The sequence below is a fragment of the Kitasatospora sp. NPDC058218 genome, from assembly GCF_042882445.1.
Classification (GTDB): Bacteria; Actinomycetota; Actinomycetes; order Streptomycetales; family Streptomycetaceae; genus Kitasatospora.
The window spans coordinates 1-21,821 of record NZ_JBHVWC010000032.1 but is presented as its reverse complement, the minus strand read 5'-3'; the positions used below and the strand labels follow the sequence as shown (position 1 = coordinate 21,821).

Below are 21,821 nucleotides of genomic sequence, written 5' to 3'. Positions count from 1 at the left end.
GCGACGGCGCACCGGGCAGCCCGTGGGGGAGCCCGGTGTGCCTTCGCCTGGCCGCCTCCCGGTCACCCGGCTGCGGACGGACCCTAGGGAAAACCGGGGACGACCGTGGTCAGACTGGGCGGCGGGTCGGACCTGGAGGTCAGGAACCCGGCATCTCACCCCGAGAGGTTGACATCGTGATGTCGAACGAGGAGAAGCTCCGCGACTATCTGAAGCGGGCCGTCGCGGACCTTCACGAGACTCGCGAGCAGCTGCGCGAGGCGGACGGCCGGAGCCGGGAGCCGATCGCGATCGTCGGGATGGCCTGCCGCTATCCGGGCGGCGTCCGCTCCCCCGGGGAGCTGTGGGAGCTGGTGCGCGACGGCGTCGACGCGGTCTCGGGCTTCCCCGCCGACCGGGGCTGGGACCTCGACGCGCTGTACGACCCCGACCCGGACCACCCGGGCACCACCTGCACCCGCGCGAGCGGGTTCCTGCACGAGGCGGCGGAGTTCGACGCCGCGTTCTTCGGCATCTCGCCCCGTGAGGCGCTGGCGATGGACCCGCAGCAGCGGCTGCTGCTGGAGACGGCCTGGGAGGCCGTCGAGCAGGCCGGGATGTCCCCCGACGCGCTGCGCTCCACGCCGACCGGCGTGTTCGTCGGCACCGGCCACGGCGGCTACGACACGGTGCTCACCGGGCGGTCGGAGGAGGAGCTGGGCGGTCACCTGCTGACCGGCAACACCGTCAGCGTGGCCTCCGGACGGATCTCCTACGTGCTCGGGCTGGAGGGCCCGGCGGTCACCGTGGACACGGCCTGCTCCTCCTCGCTGGTGGCCCTGCACCTGGCGGTGCAGTCGCTGCGCCGGGGCGAGTGCGCGCTGGCGCTGGCCGGCGGTGTCACGGTGATGTCGACCCCGCAGATGTTCGTCGAGTTCTCCCGGCAGCGGGGGCTGGCGCCGGACGGGCGGTGCAAGCCGTTCGCGGCGGCCGCCGACGGCACCGGCTGGAGCGAGGGTGCGGGGCTGCTGCTGGTCGAGCGCCTGTCGGACGCCGTCCTCAACGGTCACCCGGTGCTGGCGGTGGTGCGCGGCAGCGCGGTGAACCAGGACGGCGCGTCCAACGGGCTGACGGCGCCCAACGGGCCGTCCCAGCAGCGGGTGATCCGGCGGGCGCTGGCCGACGCGGGGCTCGCCGCGGCGGAGGTGGACGTGGTCGAGGCGCACGGCACCGGTACCCGGCTGGGCGACCCGATCGAGGCGGCGGCCCTGCTGGCCACCTACGGCCAGGACCGGCCGCAGGGGCGGCCGCTGCTGCTCGGGTCGCTCAAGTCGAACATCGGGCACACCCAGGCGGCCTCGGGGGTCGCGGGCGTGATGAAGATGGTGCTGGCGATGCGGCACGGCCTGGTGCCCGCGAGCCTGCACATCGACGCCCCCACCCCGCACGTCGACTGGTCGGCGGGCGCCGTCGAGCTGCTCACCGAGCCGGCCGCCTGGCCCGTCACCGGCCGCCCGCAGCGGGCGGCCGTCTCCTCCTTCGGGGTCAGCGGGACCAACGCCCACGTGATCGTCGAGCAGGCCCCCCAGCCGTCGTCCGAGCAGCCGTCGTCCGAGCTGCCGACGGCCGACCGGCCCGCCCTCCCGGTCTGGCTGGTGTCGGCCAGGAGCGCGGAGGCGCTGCGCGCCCAGGCCGGGCGGCTGGCCGCCCATGTGCGCTCCCACCCGGAGCTCGCCACCGACGACGTGGCCGGCTCGCTGGCGACCACCCGGGCCCAGCTGGAGCACCGCGCCGTCGTGGTCGCGGCCGACCGGGAGGAGGCGCTGCGCGGACTGGACGCCCTGGCCGAGGGGCGCGGCGCCGCCGCCCTGGTCGAAGGGGAGGCGGCGAAGGCGCCGCTGGCCTTCCTGTTCTCCGGCCAGGGCGCGCAGCGGCTCGGCACGGGGCGGGAGCTGTACGGCCGGTACCCGGTCTTCGCCGAGGCCTTCGACGCCGTCTGCGCGGGGTTCGACGGCCCGCTGCGCGAGGTCTTCTGGGGCGCGGACGCGCAGCTCCTCGACCGGACGGAGCACGCCCAGGCCGCACTGTTCGCGGTCGAGGTCGCGCTCTTCCGGCTGGTCGAATCCTGGGGCGTGAAGCCGCAGTTCATGGCCGGCCACTCGATCGGTGAGATCGCCGCCGCGCACGTGGCCGGGGTCTTCTCGCCGGCCGACGCCTGCACGCTGGTCGCGGCGCGGGGCCGGCTGATGCAGGCACTGCCCGGCGGCGGAGCGATGGCCGCCCTCGACGCGACCGAGGCCGAAGTCCTGCCCCTGCTGGGCGGGTCCGTCTCGCTGGCCGCCGTCAACGGGCCCACGTCCGTGGTGGTCTCCGGGCACCGGGACGCGGTCGAGCGGATCCGCGTCCGGTTCGCGGAACAGGGCCGCAGGACGACCCGGCTGCGGGTGAGTCACGCCTTCCACTCCCCGCTGATGGACCCGATGCTCGAAGAGTTCGGCCAGGTGGTGGCGGGTCTGCGCCCCGGGGCGCCGGCCGTTCCGCTCGTCTGCGGCCTGACCGGCGAACTCGCGACCGAGGAGCAGCTCCGCTCGCCGGAGTACTGGGTGCGCCACGTCCGCGAGCCCGTCCGGTTCGCCGACGCTGTGCGCACCCTGCGGGCCCGGGGCGTCACGCGCTTCCTGGAGCTCGGCCCGGACGGCGTCCTGTCCGCGCTGGCCCGGGAGTCGGCCGGTGCGGACGCCGCCCTGGTGCCCGTCCTGCGCAAGGGCCGTGGCGAGGAGGCGACGGCGCTGCACGCGCTGGCCCGGCTGCACGTCCACGGGGTGCGGGTCGACTGGGCCGCGCTGGACCCCGGGGCGCGGGCGCGGCGCGTCGAGCTGCCGACCTACGCCTTCCAGCGCCGGCGGTTCTGGCCGCCGACCGGCGCCCTGGACGCGGTGACGGGCGAAGCGCCGACCGACCCGGTGGAGACCGCCTTCTGGGCGGCGGTGGAGCGCGGGGACCTGCGGGAGGCGTCCTCGGTGCTCGGCATCGAAGGGCGGGCGGCCGAGGCCTCGCTCGACGACCTGCTCCCGGTCCTGGCGTCCTGGCGGCGGCAGCGGCGGGAGTCCGCCACCGTGGACGGGTGGGGCTACCGGGCCTCGTGGACACCCGTCACCGCCCGCCCGGAGCGGCCGGCGGCCGGTCGCTGGCTGGCCGTCCTCCCGCAGGGTGCCGACGACGACGGCTGGACGGCCACCCTGCTCGACGACCTGGCCGCCCGGGGGATGCGGATCGAACGCCTGACCGCGCCGGGTACCGACATGGCGGAGGTCGTCCGCCGGACCGCCGGGGAGCCCCTGGCCGGAGTGATCTCGGTGCTGGCCCTGGACGAGCGACCGCACCCCGACTTCCCGGCGGTGCCGCAGGGGCTGGCCGCGACGGCGGAGCTGCTGCGCACGCTGGACCGGGCGGGCGCCGGCGCGCCGCTGTGGTGCGTCACCCGCGAGGCCGTGGCCGTGGACCGCACGGACCCGGTGTCCGGGGCGCTGCAGGCGCAGCTCTGGGGCTTCGGGCGGGTCGCCGCGCTGGAGCACCCGCAGCTGTGGGGCGGCCTGGTCGACCTGCCGGCGGTCCTGGACGGCCGGGTCCTGGCGGGGCTGGCCGGCGTGCTCGCCGGGGCCGGCGAGGACCAGGTCGCGGTCCGCGCCGCCGGCGTGCTCGCCCGCAGGCTGGCCCGCATCCCGGCCGCCGGCACGTCGGAGGCGGCCGCCGAGGAGGGCTGGACGGCGCCCGGCGGCACGGTGCTGATCACCGGCGGCACGGGCGCGCTCGGCGCCCGGGTGGCGCAGTGGCTGGCCACCGCCGGTGCCGAACACCTGCTGCTGGTCGGCCGCCGGGGTGCGGCCGCCGAGGGCGTCGCCGAGCTGACGGAGCGGCTGACCGCCTCGGGAGCCCGGGTCACCGTGGCCGCCTGCGACGTCGCGGACCGGGCGGCGCTGGCCAGGCTGCTCGCCGAGATCCCGGCCGAGCTGCCGCTGACCGCGGTCGTGCACGCGGCCGGCGTGCTGGACGACGGCGTACTGGAGTCGCTGACCACCGACCGCTTCGAGAGCGTGCTGCGCGCCAAGGCCGAGGGGGCACGCCACCTGCACGAGCTGACCCGGGGCCACCGACTGGCGATGTTCGTGCTCTTCTCCTCGGTCTCCGGGGTGCTGGGCAACGCCGGCCAGGCCAACTACGCGGCGGCCAACGCCTACCTGGACGCGCTGGCCGGGCAGCGCCGCGCCGAGGGGCTGGTGGCGACCTCGGTGGCCTGGGGCCCCTGGGACGGCCGCGGCATGGCCGCCGCCACCGAGCTGCCGGCCGAGCGGATGCGCCGGGGCGGGCTCGTCCCGATGGCGCCCGAACCGGCGCTGCTGGCCCTGCGACGGGCGGTGGCGAGGGGCACGACCTGTGCGACCGTGGCCGAGGTGGACTGGCGTTCGCTGACGGCGGTCCTGACGGCGGCCCGCCCCAGCCCGCTGATCGCCGACCTGCCCGAGGTGCGGGCGCTGCGCCCGGCCGACGGCGGCGGCCCGACCGGCACCTCGCCGCTGCGCGGGCGACTGGCCGGCGTCGCCGGGGCCGAGCAGGACCGCATCCTGGTCGAGCTGCTGCGCGAGCAGATCGCCCAGGTGCTCGGGCACGCCTCCCCGGGCGGCATCGACGCCAAGCGCGCCTTCCGGGAGCTGGGCTTCGACTCGCTGACGGCGGTCGAGCTGCGCAACCGGCTGGCCGCCGTGACCGGCCTGCGGCTGCCGGCCACGCTGCTCTTCGACCACCCGACGGCCGTCGCCGTCGCCGCCCACCTGCGGGCCGAGCTGACGGGCGGCCGGGAGCCGGCCGACCCCGGCACCGTCGCGACGACCGGCTCCGAGGAGCCCGTCGCGATCGTGGCGATGGCCTGCCGCTTCCCGGGCGGGGTGAGCACACCGGAGGACCTCTGGCGGCTGCTCGCCGACGGGGCGGACGGCATCAGCCCCTTCCCGGCCGGGCGCGGCTGGGACACCGAGCGGATCTACCACCCGGACCCGGAGCACCGGGGCACCAGCTACGTGCGCGAGGGCGGCTTCCTCGCGGACCTCGCCGGTTTCGACGCCGAACTCTTCGGGATCTCGCCGCGCGAGGCGCTGGCCATGGACCCCCAGCAGCGCCTGCTCCTGGAGACCGCCTGGGAGACCCTCGAACGCGCGGGGGTGGCACCGGACTCGCTGCGGGCCAGCGCCACCGGCGTGTTCGTCGGCTCCAACTTCCAGGACTACCCCCGGGTCCTGGACACGGCCGAGGACGACGTGGCCGGCTATCTGATGACCGGCAGCGCGTCCAGCGTGGTCTCCGGCCGGCTGTCCTACACCTTCGGCTTCGAGGGCCCGGCGGTCACCGTGGACACGGCCTGCTCCTCCTCGCTGGTGGCCCTGCACCTGGCGGTGCAGTCGCTGCGCCGGGGCGAGTGCGCGCTGGCGCTGGCCGGCGGTGTCACGGTGATGTCGACCCCGCAGATGTTCGTCGAGTTCTCCCGGCAGCGGGGGCTGGCGCCGGACGGGCGGTGCAAGCCGTTCGCGGCGGCCGCCGACGGCACCGGCTGGAGCGAGGGTGCGGGGCTGCTGCTGGTCGAGCGCCTGTCGGACGCCGTCCGCAACGGTCACCCGGTGCTGGCGGTGGTGCGCGGCAGCGCGGTGAACCAGGACGGCGCGTCCAACGGGCTGACGGCGCCCAACGGGCCGTCCCAGCAGCGGGTGATCCGGCGGGCGCTGGCCGACGCGGGGCTCGCCGCGGCGGAGGTGGACGTGGTCGAGGCGCACGGCACCGGCACCCGGCTGGGCGACCCGATCGAGGCCCAGGCGCTGCTCGCCACCTACGGCCGGGACCGCCCCGGCGACCGGCCGCTGTTGCTCGGATCGGTGAAGTCCAACCTCGGACACACCCAGGCCGCCGCCGGCGTCGCGGGCGTGATGAAGATGGTGCTGGCGATGCGGCACGGTCTGGTGCCCGCGAGCCTGCACATCGATGCCCCCACCCCGCACGTCGACTGGTCGGCGGGCGCCGTCGCACTGGTCGCCGAGCCGACCCCGTGGCCCGCCGGCGACCACCCGCACCGCGCCGCGGTCTCCTCCTTCGGGATCAGCGGCACCAACGCCCACGTGATCCTGGAGGCGCACCCCGAACCGCGGGCGCAACCCCAACCGGCGCCCGGCCCCGTCGGGGGCGCCCCGGCACCGCTGCCCTGGGTGCTGTCCGCCCACACCCCGCAGGCGCTGCGCGAACAGGCCCGCCGCCTCGCCGGGCACCTGGCGGCGCCCGGCACCGAGCCGACCGGCCTCGCCCACGCGCTGGCGACCACCCGGGCCGCACTGGACCACCGCGCGGCCGTCGTGGCCGCCGACCGGGAGACCCTGCTGGCCGGACTCGACGCGCTGGCCGAGGGCCGGGCCCACCCGGCCGTCCGCGAGGGCCACTGCGAGGGCGACGGCGACACGGTGTTCGTCTTCCCCGGCCAGGGCTCGCAGTGGGCCGGGATGGCGCTGGAACTGCTGGACACCTCCCCGGTCTTCGCGGAGCGGATGGACGCCTGCGCGGCCGCGCTCGCACCCCACGTCGACTGGTCGCTGCACGACGTGCTGCGCGGCGCACCCGACGCGCCGTCCCTGGAGCAGGTGGACGTCGTCCAGCCCGTGCTCTTCGCCGTCATGGTCTCCCTCGCGCGGCTGTGGCAGGCGCACGGCGTGCGGCCGGCGGCCGTGGTGGGCCACTCCCAGGGCGAGATCGCCGCGGCCTGCGTGGCCGGCGCGCTCTCGCTGGACGACGCCGCGCGGGTGGTCGCGCTGCGCAGCAGGGCGCTGACCGCGCTGTCCGGCCTGGGCGGGATGGTCGCGGTGGCGGCCTCGGTCGAGGCCGTCCGGGACCTCGTCCGGCCCTTCGGCGAGCGGCTCTCGGTGGCCGCGGTCAACGGCCCGGCCTCGGTGGTCGTCTCCGGCGCGCCGGACGCCCTCGACGCGCTGGTCACCGGCTGCGAACGGGACGGCGTCCGGGCCCGCCGGGTGCCGGTCGACTACGCCTCGCACTCCGCGCAGGTGGAGCGCATCGAGGAGGAGCTGGGCGCGCTGCTGGCACCGATCGTGCCCCGCCCGGCCGACATCCCCTTCTACTCGACGGTCAGCGGCGCGCCGATCGACACCACCGGTCTGGACGCCGCCTACTGGTACCGCAACCTGCGCCGGACCGTGCGGTTCGAGCAGGCCACCCGGGCCCTGCTGGCCGACGGCTACCGGGTGTTCATCGAGGTCGGCCCGCACCCGGTGGTCACCACCGGCCTGCAGGAGACCATCGAGTCCACCGGGCTCCCCGCCGCCGCCGGCGGCACGCTGCGGCGTGACGAGGGCTCCCTCGCACGGTTCCTGCTCTCGCTCGCCGACGCCCGCAACCACGGCGCCCGGGTCGACTGGACCGCCCTCTTCGCCGGCCGGCCCGCCGACCCGGCGCACCTGCCGACCTACGCCTTCCAGCACAAGCGGTTCTGGCCCCGCGGCGCGCAGCCGACCGGCGACGTGACCGCGGCGGGCCTGGCCGCGCTCGACCACCCGCTGCTCGGCGCCTCCGTGCGACTCGCGGGCGGCGACGGGCTGGTGGCGACCGCCCGGTGGTCGCTGCGCAGCCACCCCTGGCTCGCCGAGCACGCCGTGGCCGGCGTGGTGGTCGTGCCCGGCGCGGCCCTGGCCGAGGCGGTGATCCGGGCCGGCGACGAGCTCGGTCGCGGCCGGATCGAGGAACTCACCCTGCACGCACCGGTGCTGCTGCCCGAGGGCGGCGAGCTGCGGGTGCAGATCGCCGTCGGCGCCCCCGACGAGGCGGGGCTGCGACCGGTGACCGTGCACACCGGCCGGGGCGACACGGACGCGCCGTGGACCGAACACGCCACCGGCACCCTCGCCGCACCCCGGGCCGAGCCCGCCGACACCCCGTTCGGGGCCTTCGCCGACTGGCCGCCGCGCGAGGCGCGGCCGCTGCCCGTCGACGGCTTCTACGCCACGCTGCGCGCGGCCGGCTACGAGTACGGCCCGGTGTTCCGAGGAGTCCGCGCGGCCTGGGGCCTCGGCGAGGACGTCCTCGCCGAGGTGGAGCTGCCCGAGGCGGCGCTGCCGCAGGCGGCCCGGTTCGGGATCCACCCGGCGCTGCTGGACGCCGCGCTGCACGCGGCGGGCCTCGGGCCGCTGCGCGCCGAGGACGGCCGGCCCGGCCTGCCGTTCTCCTGGACCGGCGTCTCGCTGCACGCCACCGCGGCGACCTCGCTGCGGGTACGGCTGAGCCCGGCCGGACCGGGCGCCGTCCGGGTCCTGATGGCCGACCGGGCGGGCCGGCCGGTGGCCACGATCGACGCGCTGGCCGTGCGGCCGCTCTCCGCCGACGCCCTGGCCGGCGGGTCGGGCGCCGTCCAGGACGCGCTCTTCGCGATCGAGTGGCCCGCGGTGCCCGCCCCGGAACGGGCCGCGGCGCCGGCCGCCGCCCGGTGGGCGCTGATCGGCACCGAGCCGCGCCACACCGCGGCCCTGGCCGAGGGCGGGGCCGTCCTGACGGCCCGGGACGACCGGCCCGGCACCCCGGCCCCCGAGGTCGTCCTGGTCACCGCGCCGCAACCCCGCGCCGACGTACCCGAGGCGACCGGCGAAACGCTGGACCGCGTCCTCAAGCTGCTCCAGGAGTGGCTCGCCGACGAGCGTTTCGCGGCCACCCGCCTGCTGGTGACCACCGAGCACGCCGTCGCCACCGACCCCGGCGAGGCCCTCACCGACCTGCCCGGCGCCGCACTCTGGGGGCTGGTCCGCGCGGCACAGACCGAGCACCCCGGCCGGATCGTGCTCGCCGACCTCGACGGGCACCCCGCCTCCTGGCGCGCACTTCCCGACGCCCTGGAGACGGGCGAACCCCAGCTGGCGCTGCGCCAGGGCGTCACCCACGCCCCGCGCCTGGTCCGCGCCCGGCCGGGCGCCGCACTGACCGCACCGGACACCGCGGCGCCGTGGCGGCTGGACCTCACCGGGAAGGGCACCGTCGACCACCTCGCCCTGCTGCCCGCCCCGGACGCGACGGCCGCACTCGAACCGGGCCAGGTCCGGCTCGCGGTCCGGGCCGCCGGCCTGAACTTCCGCGACGTCCTCAACGCCCTCGGCATGTACCCCGGCGGCGCCCGCCTGCTCGGCTCCGAGGCCGCCGGCACCGTGGTCGAGGTCGGCCCGGGCGTGACCGGACTGGCTCCCGGCGACCGGGTGACGGGCCTGGTGACCGGCGGCTTCGGCCCCCTGGCCGTCGCCGACCACCGGGTGCTGGTGCGGATGCCGCAGGGCTGGACCTTCACCGAGGCGGCGTCCGTCCCCGTGGCCTTCCTCACCGCCTACTACGCCCTGCGCGACCTGGCCGGCCTGGCCCCCGGCGAGTCCGTCCTGGTGCACGCCGCCACCGGCGGCGTCGGCATGGCCGCCACCCAGCTGGCCCGGCTCTGGGGAGCCGAGGTGTACGGCACCACGAGCGGGGCCAAGCAGGAGCTGCTGCGCGCCGAGGGCTGGCCCGCCGAGCGGCTGGCCTCCTCCCGGACCCTGGACTTCGAGGGCGCGTTCCGCACCGCCACCGGCGGCCGGGGCGTCGACGTGGTGCTGAACTCCCTGGCCGGCGAGTACGTCGACGCCTCGCTGCGCCTGCTGCGCCCGGGCGGACGCCTGATCGAGATGGGCAAGACCGACGTCCGCGCGGCCGAGCAGATCGCCCGGGACCACCCGGGCGCCGGCTACCGCGCCTTCGACCTGATCGAGGCCGGACCGGACCGGATCCGGCAGATGCTGACCGAGCTGGTCACGCTCTTCGAGCAGGGCGCACTGCGCCCCCTGCCCACCACCGCCTGGGACGTGCGGCACGCCCGCGAGGCCTTCCGGCACATGGCCCAGGCCCGGCACACCGGCAAGGTCGTGCTGACCGTGCCCCGCCCGTGGGACCCCGAGGGCACCGTGCTGATCACCGGTGGCACCGGCGAGCTGGGCGGCCTGCTCGCCCGCCACCTGGTCGCCGAACGCGGCGTCCGCCACCTGCTGCTGGCCGGCCGCCGGGGCCCGGAGGCCGCCGGAGCCGAGGCACTGTGCGCGGACCTCACCGCCCTCGGCGCCCGGGTCACCGTGGCCGCCTGCGACGCGGCCGACCGGGAGGCACTGGCCGACCTGGTGGCCGGCATACCGGCCGGGCACCCGCTGACCGCCGTGGTGCACGCCGCCGGCGTCCTCGACGACGGCGTGCTCGCCGCACTGACCCCCGAACGGCTGCGCACCGTCCTGCGGCCCAAGGCCGACGCCGCCTGGCACCTGCACCGGCTGACCGAGCGGCTGGACCTCGCCGACCTGGTGCTCTTCTCCTCCGCCGCGGGCGTCTTCGGCTCGGCCGGCCAGGGCAGCTACGCGGCGGCCAACGCCTTCCTGGACGGCCTCGCCCAGCACCGCCGGGTCCGCGGGCTGCCCACCACCTCGCTGGCCTGGGGCCTGTGGGCACAGGCCAGCGGGATGACCGGACACCTGGACGCCGCCGACCTGGCCCGCGCCCGGCAGAGCGGCGGGCTGCGCCTGGACACCCGGGACGGGATCGAGCTGTTCGACGCGGCCGTCGCGGCGGGGCGGGCGCAGCTCGTCCCCGTCCGGCTCGACACCGCCGCGCTGCGCGCGCGCACCCGCGACCGGCTCCCCGCCCTGCTGCGTTCGCTGTTCCGCGGCCGGACCCGCACGGCGGCCGGGCACGGCGAGGCCGCCGCACCCGACGGACTGCGGCGGCGCCTGGCCGCGCTCGCGGCCGCCGACCGCCGCGCCCTGCTGCTCGACCTGGTGGCCGGCCACGCCGCCGCCGTGCTGGGCCATCCGGGTACGGAGTCCGTCCACGCCGGCCGGGCCTTTCGCGACCTGGGCTTCGACTCGCTCACGGCGGTCGAGCTGCGCAACCGGCTCACCACCGCCACCGGCCTGCGGCTGCCGGCCACCCTGGTCTTCGACCACCCCAGCCCGGGCGCGCTCGCGGACCACCTCGCCGCACAGCTCACCGGCGGCCCGGCCGACCAGGGCGCGCCGGCCCCGGCGGCGGCCGTCGCCGCCGACGAGCCGATCGCGATCGTCGGCATGGCCTGCCACTACCCCGGCGGCGTCCGCTCGCCGGAGGACCTGTGGGCGCTGCTCGCCTCGGGCACCGACGCCGTCGCGGGCCTGCCCACCGACCGCGGCTGGGACGTGGAAGGGCTCTACGACTCCGTCCCCGACCGGCTCGCCGGCTCCCGCACCCTGGAGGGCGGGTTCCTGCACCAGGCCGCCGAGTTCGACGCGGACTTCTTCGGCATCGGCCCGAACGAGGCGCTGGCGATGGACCCGCAGCAGCGACTGCTGCTCGAAACGGCCTGGGAGGCCGTCGAGCGGGCCGGTATCGACCCGAAGGAGCTGCGGGGCAGCCGGACCGGCGTCTTCGCCGGCCTCTCCTCCAGCGACTACATCGGGCGGGTCGGGCAGCTGCCGGAGGAGCTCGCGGGCTACGTCAACAACGGCAACGCCGGCAGCGTGGTCTCCGGCCGGGTCGCCTACACCCTGGGGCTGGAGGGCCCGGCGGTCACCGTCGACACGGCCTGCTCCTCCTCGCTGGTGGCCCTGCACCTGGCGGCGCAGGCGCTGCGCGGCGGCGAGTGCTCGCTGGCCCTGGCCGGCGGGGTGACCGTGATGTCCTCCCCGGGGATCATGGTCGACTTCTCGCGCCAGCGCGGACTGGCGGCCGACGGCCGCTGCAAGCCCTTCGCGGCGGCCGCCGACGGGACGGGCTTCGCCGAGGGCGTCGGCCTGCTGGTGGTCGAGCGGCTCTCCGACGCGCTGCGCAACGGCCACCGGGTCTGGGCCGTGCTGCGCGGCTCCGCGATCAACCAGGACGGTGCCAGCAACGGGCTCAGCGCCCCCAACGGCCCCTCCCAGCAGCGGGTGATCCGCCAGGCGCTGGCCAACGCGGGACTGACGGCCGGTGAGGTGGACGCCGTCGAGGCGCACGGCACGGGCACCCGGCTCGGCGACCCGATCGAGGCCCAGGCCCTGCTGGCCACCTACGGGCAGGACCGGCCGACCGGCCACCCGCTGCTGCTCGGCTCCATCAAGTCGAACATCGGCCACAGCCAGGCCGCGGCCGGGGTGGCCGGGGTGATGAAGATGGTCCTGGCGATGCGGCACGGCCTGCTCCCCGCGAGCCTGCACATCGATGCCCCGACCCCGCAGGTGGACTGGTCCGCCGGCGCCGTCGGCCTGCTCGCCGAGGCCACCCCCTGGCCGGTCACCGGGCGGCCGCGCCGGGCCGGGGTCTCCTCCTTCGGCATCAGCGGCACCAACGCGCACGTCATCCTCGAACAGGCACCTGAGGTCGAACCCGGCCCGACCGGGCCGGCACCCGAGCCGAGGCCCGAGCCGTCCGCGCTGCCGCTGCTGCTCTCGGCGCGCAGCGCACCCGCCCTGCGCGGTCAGGCCCGGGCCCTGCTCGCCCACCTGGACGCGGCCCCGACGCTCGACACCGCCGCGTCCCTGGTCAGCGGACGCGCGACCCTCGAACACCGGGCCGTCGTGGTCGGCACCGGTCGCGACGCCCTGCGCACCGGACTGCGCGCGCTCGCCGAAGGCCGGCCCGCGCCCGGGGTCGTCCACGGCCGCCGGGCCTCGGGCCGCGACCGCAAGGCCGTCCTGGTCTTCCCCGGCCAGGGCTCCCAGTGGGCCGGCATGGGCGCCGAACTCCTCGACGGCTCACCGGCGTTCGACGACCGGATCGCCGAGTGCGAGCAGGCCCTGGCGCCGTACACGGACTGGTCGCTGCGCGCCGTGCTGCGCGGCGCCGAGGACGCGCCCGGGCTCGACCGGGTGGACGTCGCCCAACCCGCGCTGTGGGCGGTGATGGTCGCACTGGCCGAGGTCTGGCGCGCCCACGGCGTGGAGCCGGCCGCCGTCCTGGGGCACTCCCAGGGCGAGATCGCGGCCGCCTGCGTCGCCGGCCTGCTCTCGCCGGCCGACGCGGCCAAGGTGGTCGCCCTGCGCAGCCGGGCCATCGCCGCCGCACTCTCCGGCCAGGGCGGGATGGTGTCGGTGACCGCGCCGCACGCCGAGGTGCTGGCCCGACTCGCCGCCTGGGGCGAGCAGATCTCGATCGCCGCGGTCAACGGGCCGGCCGGCGTGGTCGTCTCCGGTGATCCCGGCGCGCTCGCCGAACTGATCGACTCCTGCGCGGGCGACGGCGTGCGGGCCAAGCGGATCCCGGTGGACTACGCCTCGCACTCGGCCCAGGTCGAGCGCATCCGGGAGACCCTGCTGGCGGACCTGGGCGGCATCCGGACCCGCCCGGCCCGGATCCCGTTCTTCTCGACGGTGACGGCCGACTGGGCCGACCGCGACACCCGGCTGGACGCGCGCTACTGGTTCGAGAACCTGCGCCGCACCGTGCGCCTGGAGGAGTCGGTGCGCGCCCTGCTGGGCCAGGGCCACGACGTCTTCGTCGAGGCCAGCCCGCACCCCGTCCTCACCACGGGCATCGAGGACACCGTCGCGGCGGCGGAGGCCGAGGCGGTGGTGATCGGATCGGTCCGCCGCGACGACGGCGGCCCGGCCCGGGTGCTGACCTCCCTCGCCGAGGCCCACGTGCAGGGCGTCCGGGTCGACTGGAGCCGCGCGGTCGCGGGCGGCCGGGTCGTCGACCTGCCCACCTACGCCTTCCAGCGGGAGCGCTACTGGCTGGACGCGACACCCCGCGCCGACGACGCCCCGACGGCGGCCGAGCGCCGGGGTGCGCTGTACCGCGTCGAGTGGAGCGAACTGCCCGTCACGGGCCCGGCCGACCGGGCCGCCGCCCCGGCCCGCACCTTCGACCGGCCCGCCGACCTGCGCGCGGCCCTGACCTCCGGGGAGCCGGCGACGCAGCCGGCTCCCGACACCGTGCTGCTGCGGTTCTCGGCCGAGACGCCGACCGAGGGCTCCGAGCGTCCGGACGTCGTCGCCGCCGCGCACGAGGCCGTGCACGCCGTGCTCGACCTCGCCCGGCGCTGGCTGGCCGACCCCCGGTACGCGGCCTCGCGGCTGGTCCTGGTGACCTCCGGCGCGGTCGGCACCGGTCCGCAGGAGGACGTCCCGGCCCCCGCCACCGCCGCGGTCTGGGGCCTGCTCCGCTCCGCGCAGTCCGAGCACCCCGGCCGGTTCCTGCTGGTCGACCTCGACGACCGCGCGTGCTCCGAGCAGGCCCTGCCGGCCGCGACGGCGGCCGCGATCGCCACCGGGGAGTCCCAACTGGCCGTGCGGAACGGAACGGTGCTGGTACCGCGGCTGGTCCCGGCCGCCCCGGAGCCCGCCGCCCCCGTCCGGCCGTGGGACGGCACGGGCGCAGGCACCGTCCTGATCACCGGCGGAACGGGCACGCTCGGCGCTCTGGTCGCCCGGCACCTGGTCACCCGGCACGGGGTGGGCCACCTGCTGCTGACCGGTCGGCGCGGACTCGACGCCCCCGGAGCCGAGGAGCTGCGCGCCGAGCTGGCGGGCCTCGGAGCCGAGGTCTCCGTGGTCGCCTGCGACGCCGCCGACCGGGACCGGCTCGCCGCCGTCCTGCGCGACATCCCGGCCGAGCACCCGCTGACCGCCGTCGTGCACGCGGCGGGTGTGCTCGGCGACGGCCTGCTGGAAAGCCTGACGGACGAACAGGTCGAGCAGGTCCTGCGGCCCAAGGTGGACGCCGCCTGGCACCTGCACGAGCTGACCCGGGACGCGGACCTCTCCGCCTTCGTGCTCTTCTCCTCCTTCGCCGGCCTCGCCGGCGGCATGGCGCAGGCCAACTACGCGGCGGCCAACGCCTTCCTCGACGCCCTCGCCCAGCAGCGCGGGGCGCGCGGCCTGCCCGCCGTCTCGCTGGCGTGGGGATACTGGGGGGATTCCAGTGGAATGACGGCCACCCTGGGCGACATGGATGTCGCCCGCCTCGCCCGCTCCGGGATGCTGCCCCTCTCGGCCGACCAGGGGCTCGCCCTGCTCGACCACGCCTCGGCCGTCGACAGCCCACTGCTGGCCCCGGTCCGGCTGGGCCTTCGGGCCCTCACCTCCGGTGACGTCCCGGCGCTGCTGCGCGGACTGCTCCCCGCCCCGGTGCGCCGGGCCGAACCGACGACCGCCCCCGGGGCGCGCGCCCGGCACACCGCCGAGCAGGAACTCCGCGACCGCCTGGCCGGGCTGAGCACCGCCGAGCAGGAGAACCTGCTGCTGGAGCTGATCGTCGGGCACGTCGCCACCGTCCTCGGTCACGGTTCCACCGCGACGATCGAGGCCGACCGGGGCTTCCTGGACCTCGGCATGTCCTCGCTGACGGCGGTCGAGCTGCGCAACCGCCTCGGCACCGAGACCGGCCTGCGGCTGCCGACCACCGCCGTCTTCGACCACCCGACCCCCGTCGGGCTGGCCCGCCATCTGCGCACCGCACTGGGCAGCGAGCCGGGCACCGGGCCGGCCACGCCCGTCCTGGCCGAGCTCGACGGACTGGAGAAGGCCGTCGCCGGCGCCGAACTGGACACCGAGACCCGCGCCCGGCTGGTCCTGCGGCTCAAGACACTGCAGTGGAAGCTCGACACCCCCGACGAGGACGACAGCGGGCAGCACGGCGACGCCGATCTGACGGCGTCGACCGACGACGAGATCTTCGACCTCATCGACAACGAACTCGGCCTCGCCTGACCGAGCCCGGCCGGTCACCACCGGCCGGTCCCGTCACCACGGGTCACCCGGGTCACACCGAACGCGCGGTACGCCGTGCAACCGTGCAACGCCCTTCCGAACTGCGAGGTCTTCCCACCCATGGTCAGCTCCTCCGAGGACAAGCTCCGCGACTACCTCAAGAAGGTCACCGCCGACCTCAAGCGGACCAGGCAGCGGCTGGAGGCCGTCGAGGCCAGGGAGAACGAGCCGATCGCCGTCGTCGGCATGGCCTGCCGCCTCCCCGGCGGCGTCCGGTCGCCGGAGGACCTGTGGCGGATGGTGGCCGACGGCGTCGACGCCATCGGCGAGCTGCCCGAGGACCGCGGCTGGGACACCGGGGCACTCTACGACCCCACCCCCGGCACACCGGGCAAGAGCTATGTGCGCCACGGCGGCTTCCTGGACGGCGTGGGGGACTTCGACGCGGAACTCTTCGGCATCGCACCGCGCGAGGCCCTGGCGATGGACCCGCAGCAGCGGCTGCTGCTGGAGTCGGCCTGGGAGGCGATCGAGGCCGCCCGGATCGACCCCGCCTCGCTGCGCGGCAGCGACACCGGGGTCTTCGTCGGAGGCGCCGACACCGACTACGGCTCGCTCGCCCGGCAGTCCGCCGAGACCGAGGGCCACCTGCTGACCGGGGGCGCGGTCAGCGTGCTCTCCGGCCGGATCTCCTACGTCCTCGGCCTGGAAGGGCCGGCGGTGACCGTCGACACGGCCTGCTCCTCCGCGCTGGTCGCCCTGCACCTGGCCGTTCGCGCGCTGCGCGCCGGCGAGTGCTCGATGGCCCTGGCCGGTGGCGTGGCCGTGATGCCGACCACCCGCCTGTTCACCGAGTTCTCCCGCCAGCGCGGCCTCGCCCCCGACGGCCGCTGCAAGCCGTTCGCCGAGGCCGCCGACGGCACCTCCTGGTCCGAGGGGGTGGGCGTCCTGCTGGTCGAGCGACTCTCGGACGCCCGGCGCAACGGCCACCAGGTCCTGGCCGTGGTCCGCGGCACCGCCGTCAACCAGGACGGTGCCAGCAGTCGGCTCACCGCCCCCAACGGCCCCTCCCAGCAGCGGGTGATCAGGGCGGCACTCGCCAACGCGCAGCTCTCGCCCGACCAGGTCGACGCGGTGGAGGCGCACGGCACGGGGACCACCCTGGGCGATCCGATCGAGGCGCAGGCGCTGCTCACGACGTACGGTCGGGACCGCGATCCCGCACGGCCGCTGCTGCTCGGCGCTATCAAGTCGAACATCGGCCACGCGCAGGCCGCCTCCGGTGTGGCCGGCGTGATCAAGATGGTGATGGCGCTGCGCCGCGGCGTGCTGCCGCGGATCCTGCACGTGGACGCGCCCTCCTCACACGTCGACTGGACCGCCGGTGCGGTCGAACTGCTGACGGACACCCGGGACTGGCCGGCGACCGGTCGGCCGCGCCGGGCCGGCGTGTCGGCGTTCGGCATCAGCGGCACCAACGCACACATCGTGCTGGAGCAGGCCGAGCAGGTCGAACCGCTGCCTCCGGCCGCCCGGCTGCGGACGCCCGGCGCGGTGCCCTGGCTGCTGTCCGGCCGGACGGAGGCCGCCCTGCGCGGCCAGGCCGCGCGGCTGGCCTCACACGTCCGGGCCGACGCGGACCTCACCCCGACCGATGTCGCCCTCTCGCTGGCGACCACCCGGGCGGCGCTGGAGCACCGGGCCGTCGTGGTGGCCGGTGACCGCGAGCGGCTCCTGAGCGGCCTGGACGCCCTGGCAGCGGGCGGTGCGGCCACCGGTCTCTTCACCGGTGTGGTGGCCAAGGCTCCGGTGGCGTTCCTGTTCTCCGGGCAGGGGTCGCAACGGCTGGGTATGGGGCGGGAGTTGTACGGCCGGTTCCCGGTGTTCGCGGAGGCGTTCGACGCGGTCTGTGCGGAGCCGGGCTTTGAGTCGGTGCGGGAGGTGGTGTGGGGCGACGACGCGGAGCTGTTGGACCGGACGGTGCATGCCCAGGCCGCGCTGTTCGCGGTGGAGGTGGCGCTGTTCCGGCTGCTCGAATCCTGGGGTGTGTGGCCGGACTTCGTGGCGGGCCATTCGATCGGTGAGGTCGCGGCGGCGCATGTGGCGGGGGTGTTCTCGCTGGCGGATGCCTGTGCGTTGGTGGCGGCGCGGGGTCGGTTGATGCAGGCGTTGCCGGAGGGTGGCGCGATGCTCGCGGTGCAGGCGGGCGAGGACGAAGTCCTGGCGCTTCTGGACGAGTTGGTCTCGGTCGCGGCGGTCAACGGTCCCGCGTCGGTGGTGGTGTCAGGTGCGGCGGAGTCGGTGGAGCGGGTCCGTTCCCACTTCGAGCGACTGGGTCGCAAGGTGACCCGGTTGCGGGTCTCGCATGCCTTCCACTCGCCGTTGATGGATCCGATGCTGGCGGAGTTCCGGGGTGTGGTCGAGGGCCTGACCTTCGCCGTTCCGGCGATCCCGGTGGTGTCCAACCTGACCGGTGCCCTCGCTCCGGGTGAGGAGTTGTGCTCGCCGGAGTACTGGGTGCGCCACGTCCGGGAGGCGGTGCGCTTCGCCGACGGTGTGCGCGCTCTGGCGGCCCTGGGCGTCAGCCGGTTCGTGGAGGTGGGCCCGGACGGCGTGCTGACCGTCCTCGCCGCGGACTCGCTGTCGGACGGCGCAGTGCGGGTGCCGGCGCTGCGCAAGGCGCAGGACGAGGAGGCGACGCTGCTCGGCGCGGTGGCGCAGCTGCACGCGTACGGAATGCGGGTCGACTGGTCCGCGCTCTTCGAGGGGACCTCCCCCCGGCAGGTCGCGCTGCCGACGTACGCCTTCCAGCACCAGCGCTTCTGGCCCGACGTCGCACTCGCGGCACCCGGTGATGTCAGCGCGGCCGGGCTGGACTCCGCTGACCACCCGCTGCTCGGCGCCGCCGTCGAACTGGCCGACGACGGGCTGATGTTCACCGGGCGGCTGTCGGTGCGGTCCCACCCGTGGCTCGCCGACCACGTCGTGCTCGGCTCGGTCCTGCTGCCGGGCACGGCCTTCCTGGAGCTGGCGATCCGCGCGGCCGACGAGGTCGGCTGCGGCCGGGTCGACGAGCTGACCATGGCCGCGCCGCTGGTCCTGCCCGAAGGCGGCGGCGTCCAGCTGCAGGTGCGGGTGGGACCGGCCGACCGGACCGGCCGTCGCACCCTGGACGTCCGCTCCCGGCCGGACGGGGCCGGAGACCGGCCCTGGGCCCGGCACGCGTCCGGCGTCCTCGCGACCGGTGAGCGCGGCTCGGGTGCTCTCGCGTCCGGCGAGCCGGGCGCCGACTTCGACGCCGCGACGTGGCCCCCGGCCGGCGCGGAGCCGGTGGACCTGAGCGGCCTCTACGAGCAGATGTCGGAGGGCGGCTTCGGGTACGGCCCGGTGTTCCAGGGGCTGCGAGCCGCATGGCGACGGGGCGAGCAGGTCTTCGCCGAGGTCGCGCTGCCGGCCGGCGTGGACGGTGAGCCGTTCGGACTCCACCCCGCGCTGCTGGACGCCGCCCTGCACGTGTCGGCCTTCAACGGCCTGCCGCGGGGCGTGGTCCCGTTCTCCTGGGAGGGCGTCTCGCTGCATGCCTCGGGCGCGTCGGCGGTGCGGGTACGGGTGACCCGCACCGGCGAGGACTCGGTGTCCGTGGCGGTCGCGGACTCGTCGGGTGCGCCGGTCGCCTCGGTGGAGTCGTTGGTGCTGCGGGCGGCCTCGGCCGGGTGGTCGGGCGCGGCGCAGGGCGCGGGCCGGGATGCGTTGTTCCGGGTGGAGTGGGTGCCGGTGGCGGTGGGTGACCCGGCTTCATTTGTGACGGTCGGTCAGGACATTGATCTGGCGTCGTTGGTGGATGTGCCGGGTGCGGTGGTGGTCGAGTTGGCCCCGGAGTCGTCGGGTGGTGTGCCCGGGTCCGTGCATGCGGTGACTTCGCGGGTGTTGGGTCTGGTGCAGTCGTGGTTGGTGGAGGGGCGGTTTGCGGCGTCGCGGTTGGTGTTCGTGACGCGTGGTGCGGTGTCGGGTGTGGACCTGGCGGGCGCTGCGGTGTGGGGGTTGGTGCGGTCGGCGTTGGCGGAGAATCCGGACCGGTTCGGTCTGGTGGATCTGGAGGGTGGGGGTGAAGTGCCCCCGGGTGCCTTGGTGTCGGACGAGCCGCAGGTGTTGGTGCGTGGTGGTGAGGTCTTGGCGGCGCGGCTGGTTCGGGTGCCTGGTGTTCAGTCGGGGAGCGTCTCGCCGTGGGGCGGCGACGGCACGGTGTTGGTGACGGGTGGTACGGGTGGGCTGGGTCGGGTGGTGGCCCGGCATCTGGTGGTCGAGCACGGTGTGCGGAGTCTGTTGCTGGTGAGCCGTCGTGGTGCGGAGGCCGACGGCGCGGCGGAGTTGGTCGCCGAGTTGGCGGATCTGGGCGCGGAGGTGGTGGTCGAGGCGTGCGATGTCGCGGATCGTGCGGCGGTGGACGGGTTGGTCGCCCGTCATTCGGTTGGTGCGGTGGTGCATGCGGCGGGTGTGCTGGATGACGGGGTGGTCGGTTCGCTGACGCCGGAGCGCCTGGCGGCGGTGCTGCGGCCGAAGGTGGACGCGGCCTGGAATCTGCACGAGGCGACGAAGGACCTGGACCTCGCGGCCTTCGTGCTGTTCTCCTCGGTGTCCGGCATCTTCGGTGGCCCCGGCCAGGGCAGTTACGCGGCCGGCAACACCTTCCTGGACGCGCTGGCACAGCACCGCCGCGCCGCCGGTCTGCCGGGAGTCTCGCTCGCATGGGGTCCGTGGACCCGGGACGGCGGCATGACGGGCACACTGGCCGCCGTCGACATCCGGCGGATCGCCCGCACCGGCATGCCCGAGCTGACCCCGGCGGACGGAGCGACCCTCTTCGACGCCGCGCTCGCCGCCGACGAGGCGGTGGTCCTGCCGGTGCGCTTCGACCTGGCGGCGGTGCGCGCGGGGGGCGAGGTGCCCGCGCTGCTGCGGGGGCTGGTCCGTGCGCGGGTCCGCCGGTCGGTCGTGACCGGCTCCACAGCGGTCGACGATCTGACCCGCCGACTCTCGGGCCTGGGGGCGGACGAGCGGCAGGAGGTGCTACTGGACCTGGTGCGTGCGCAGATCGCGCTGGTGCTGGGCCATGCGGGCGCGGCCGAGGTGGATGCGCGGCGGGCGTTCCAGGACCTCGGGTTCGACTCGTTGACGGCCGTGGAGCTGCGGAACCGGCTCGGCGCGGTGACGGGCCTGCGGTTGTCGGCGACGCTGGTGTTCGACCATCCGTCGGCGGAGGCGTTGGTCCGGTTCCTGCTGGACGAGTTGTTCGGCGACGAGGCCGAAGCGGACGTCCCGCCGGGTGTGCTGCCGTCGGTGCTGGACGATCCGGTGGTGATCGTGGGGATGGCGTGCCGTTTCCCAGGTGGGGTGCGGTCGCCGGAGGGCCTGTGGCGGTTGGTGTCGGAGGGTGTCGACGCGATCTCCGGGTTCCCGACCGACCGTGGGTGGGACGTGGAGTCGCTGTACAGCGCGGATCCCGAGGTGCCGGGCACCTCGTACACGCGGTCGGGCGGCTTCCTGTACGAGGCAGGGCAGTTCGATGCCGAGTTCTTCGGGATGAGCCCGCGTGAGGCGTTGGCGACGGATGCGCAGCAACGGTTGCTGTTGGAGACGTCGTGGGAGGCGTTCGAGCGCGCGGGGCTCGACCCGGTGTCGCTGCGCGGCAGCCGGACGGGTGTCTTCGCCGGCGTGATGTACACGGACTACCGGGATCTCCTCGGAGCCGAACAGTTCGAGGGCTTCCGCGGCAACGGCAGTGCGCCGAGTATCGCCTCGGGGCGTGTCGCGTACACCCTGGGTCTGGAGGGTCCGGCGGTCACGGTGGACACCGCGTGCTCGTCGTCGCTGGTGGCCGTCCACTGGGCGGCGCAGGCATTGCGTTCCGGTGAGTGCTCGCTGGCGGTGGCCGGCGGGGTGACGGTGATGTCCACGCCGAGCACCTTTGTGGAGTTCTCGCGTCAGGGTGGTCTGTCGGCCGATGGCCGGTGCCGTTCGTTCTCGGACACGGCGGAGGGTGTGGGCTGGGGCGAGGGTGTGGGCATGCTGGTGCTGGAGCGCCAGTCC

Annotated in this window: 1 protein-coding gene and 1 pseudogene; both read left to right on the top strand. The window is 76.0% G+C overall.

From position 1 onward, the window contains the following. Positions 1–176 precede the first annotated feature (176 nt). Positions 177–15,734: a type I polyketide synthase gene (locus ACFVYI_RS21045; RefSeq protein WP_387887692.1), complete on the top strand. Its 15,558-nt coding sequence runs from the start codon at positions 177–179 to the stop codon at positions 15,732–15,734. A gap of 123 nt (positions 15,735–15,857) precedes the next feature. Then, positions 15,858–21,821, top strand: a pseudogene (locus ACFVYI_RS21040) (SDR family NAD(P)-dependent oxidoreductase); the annotation flags it as partial.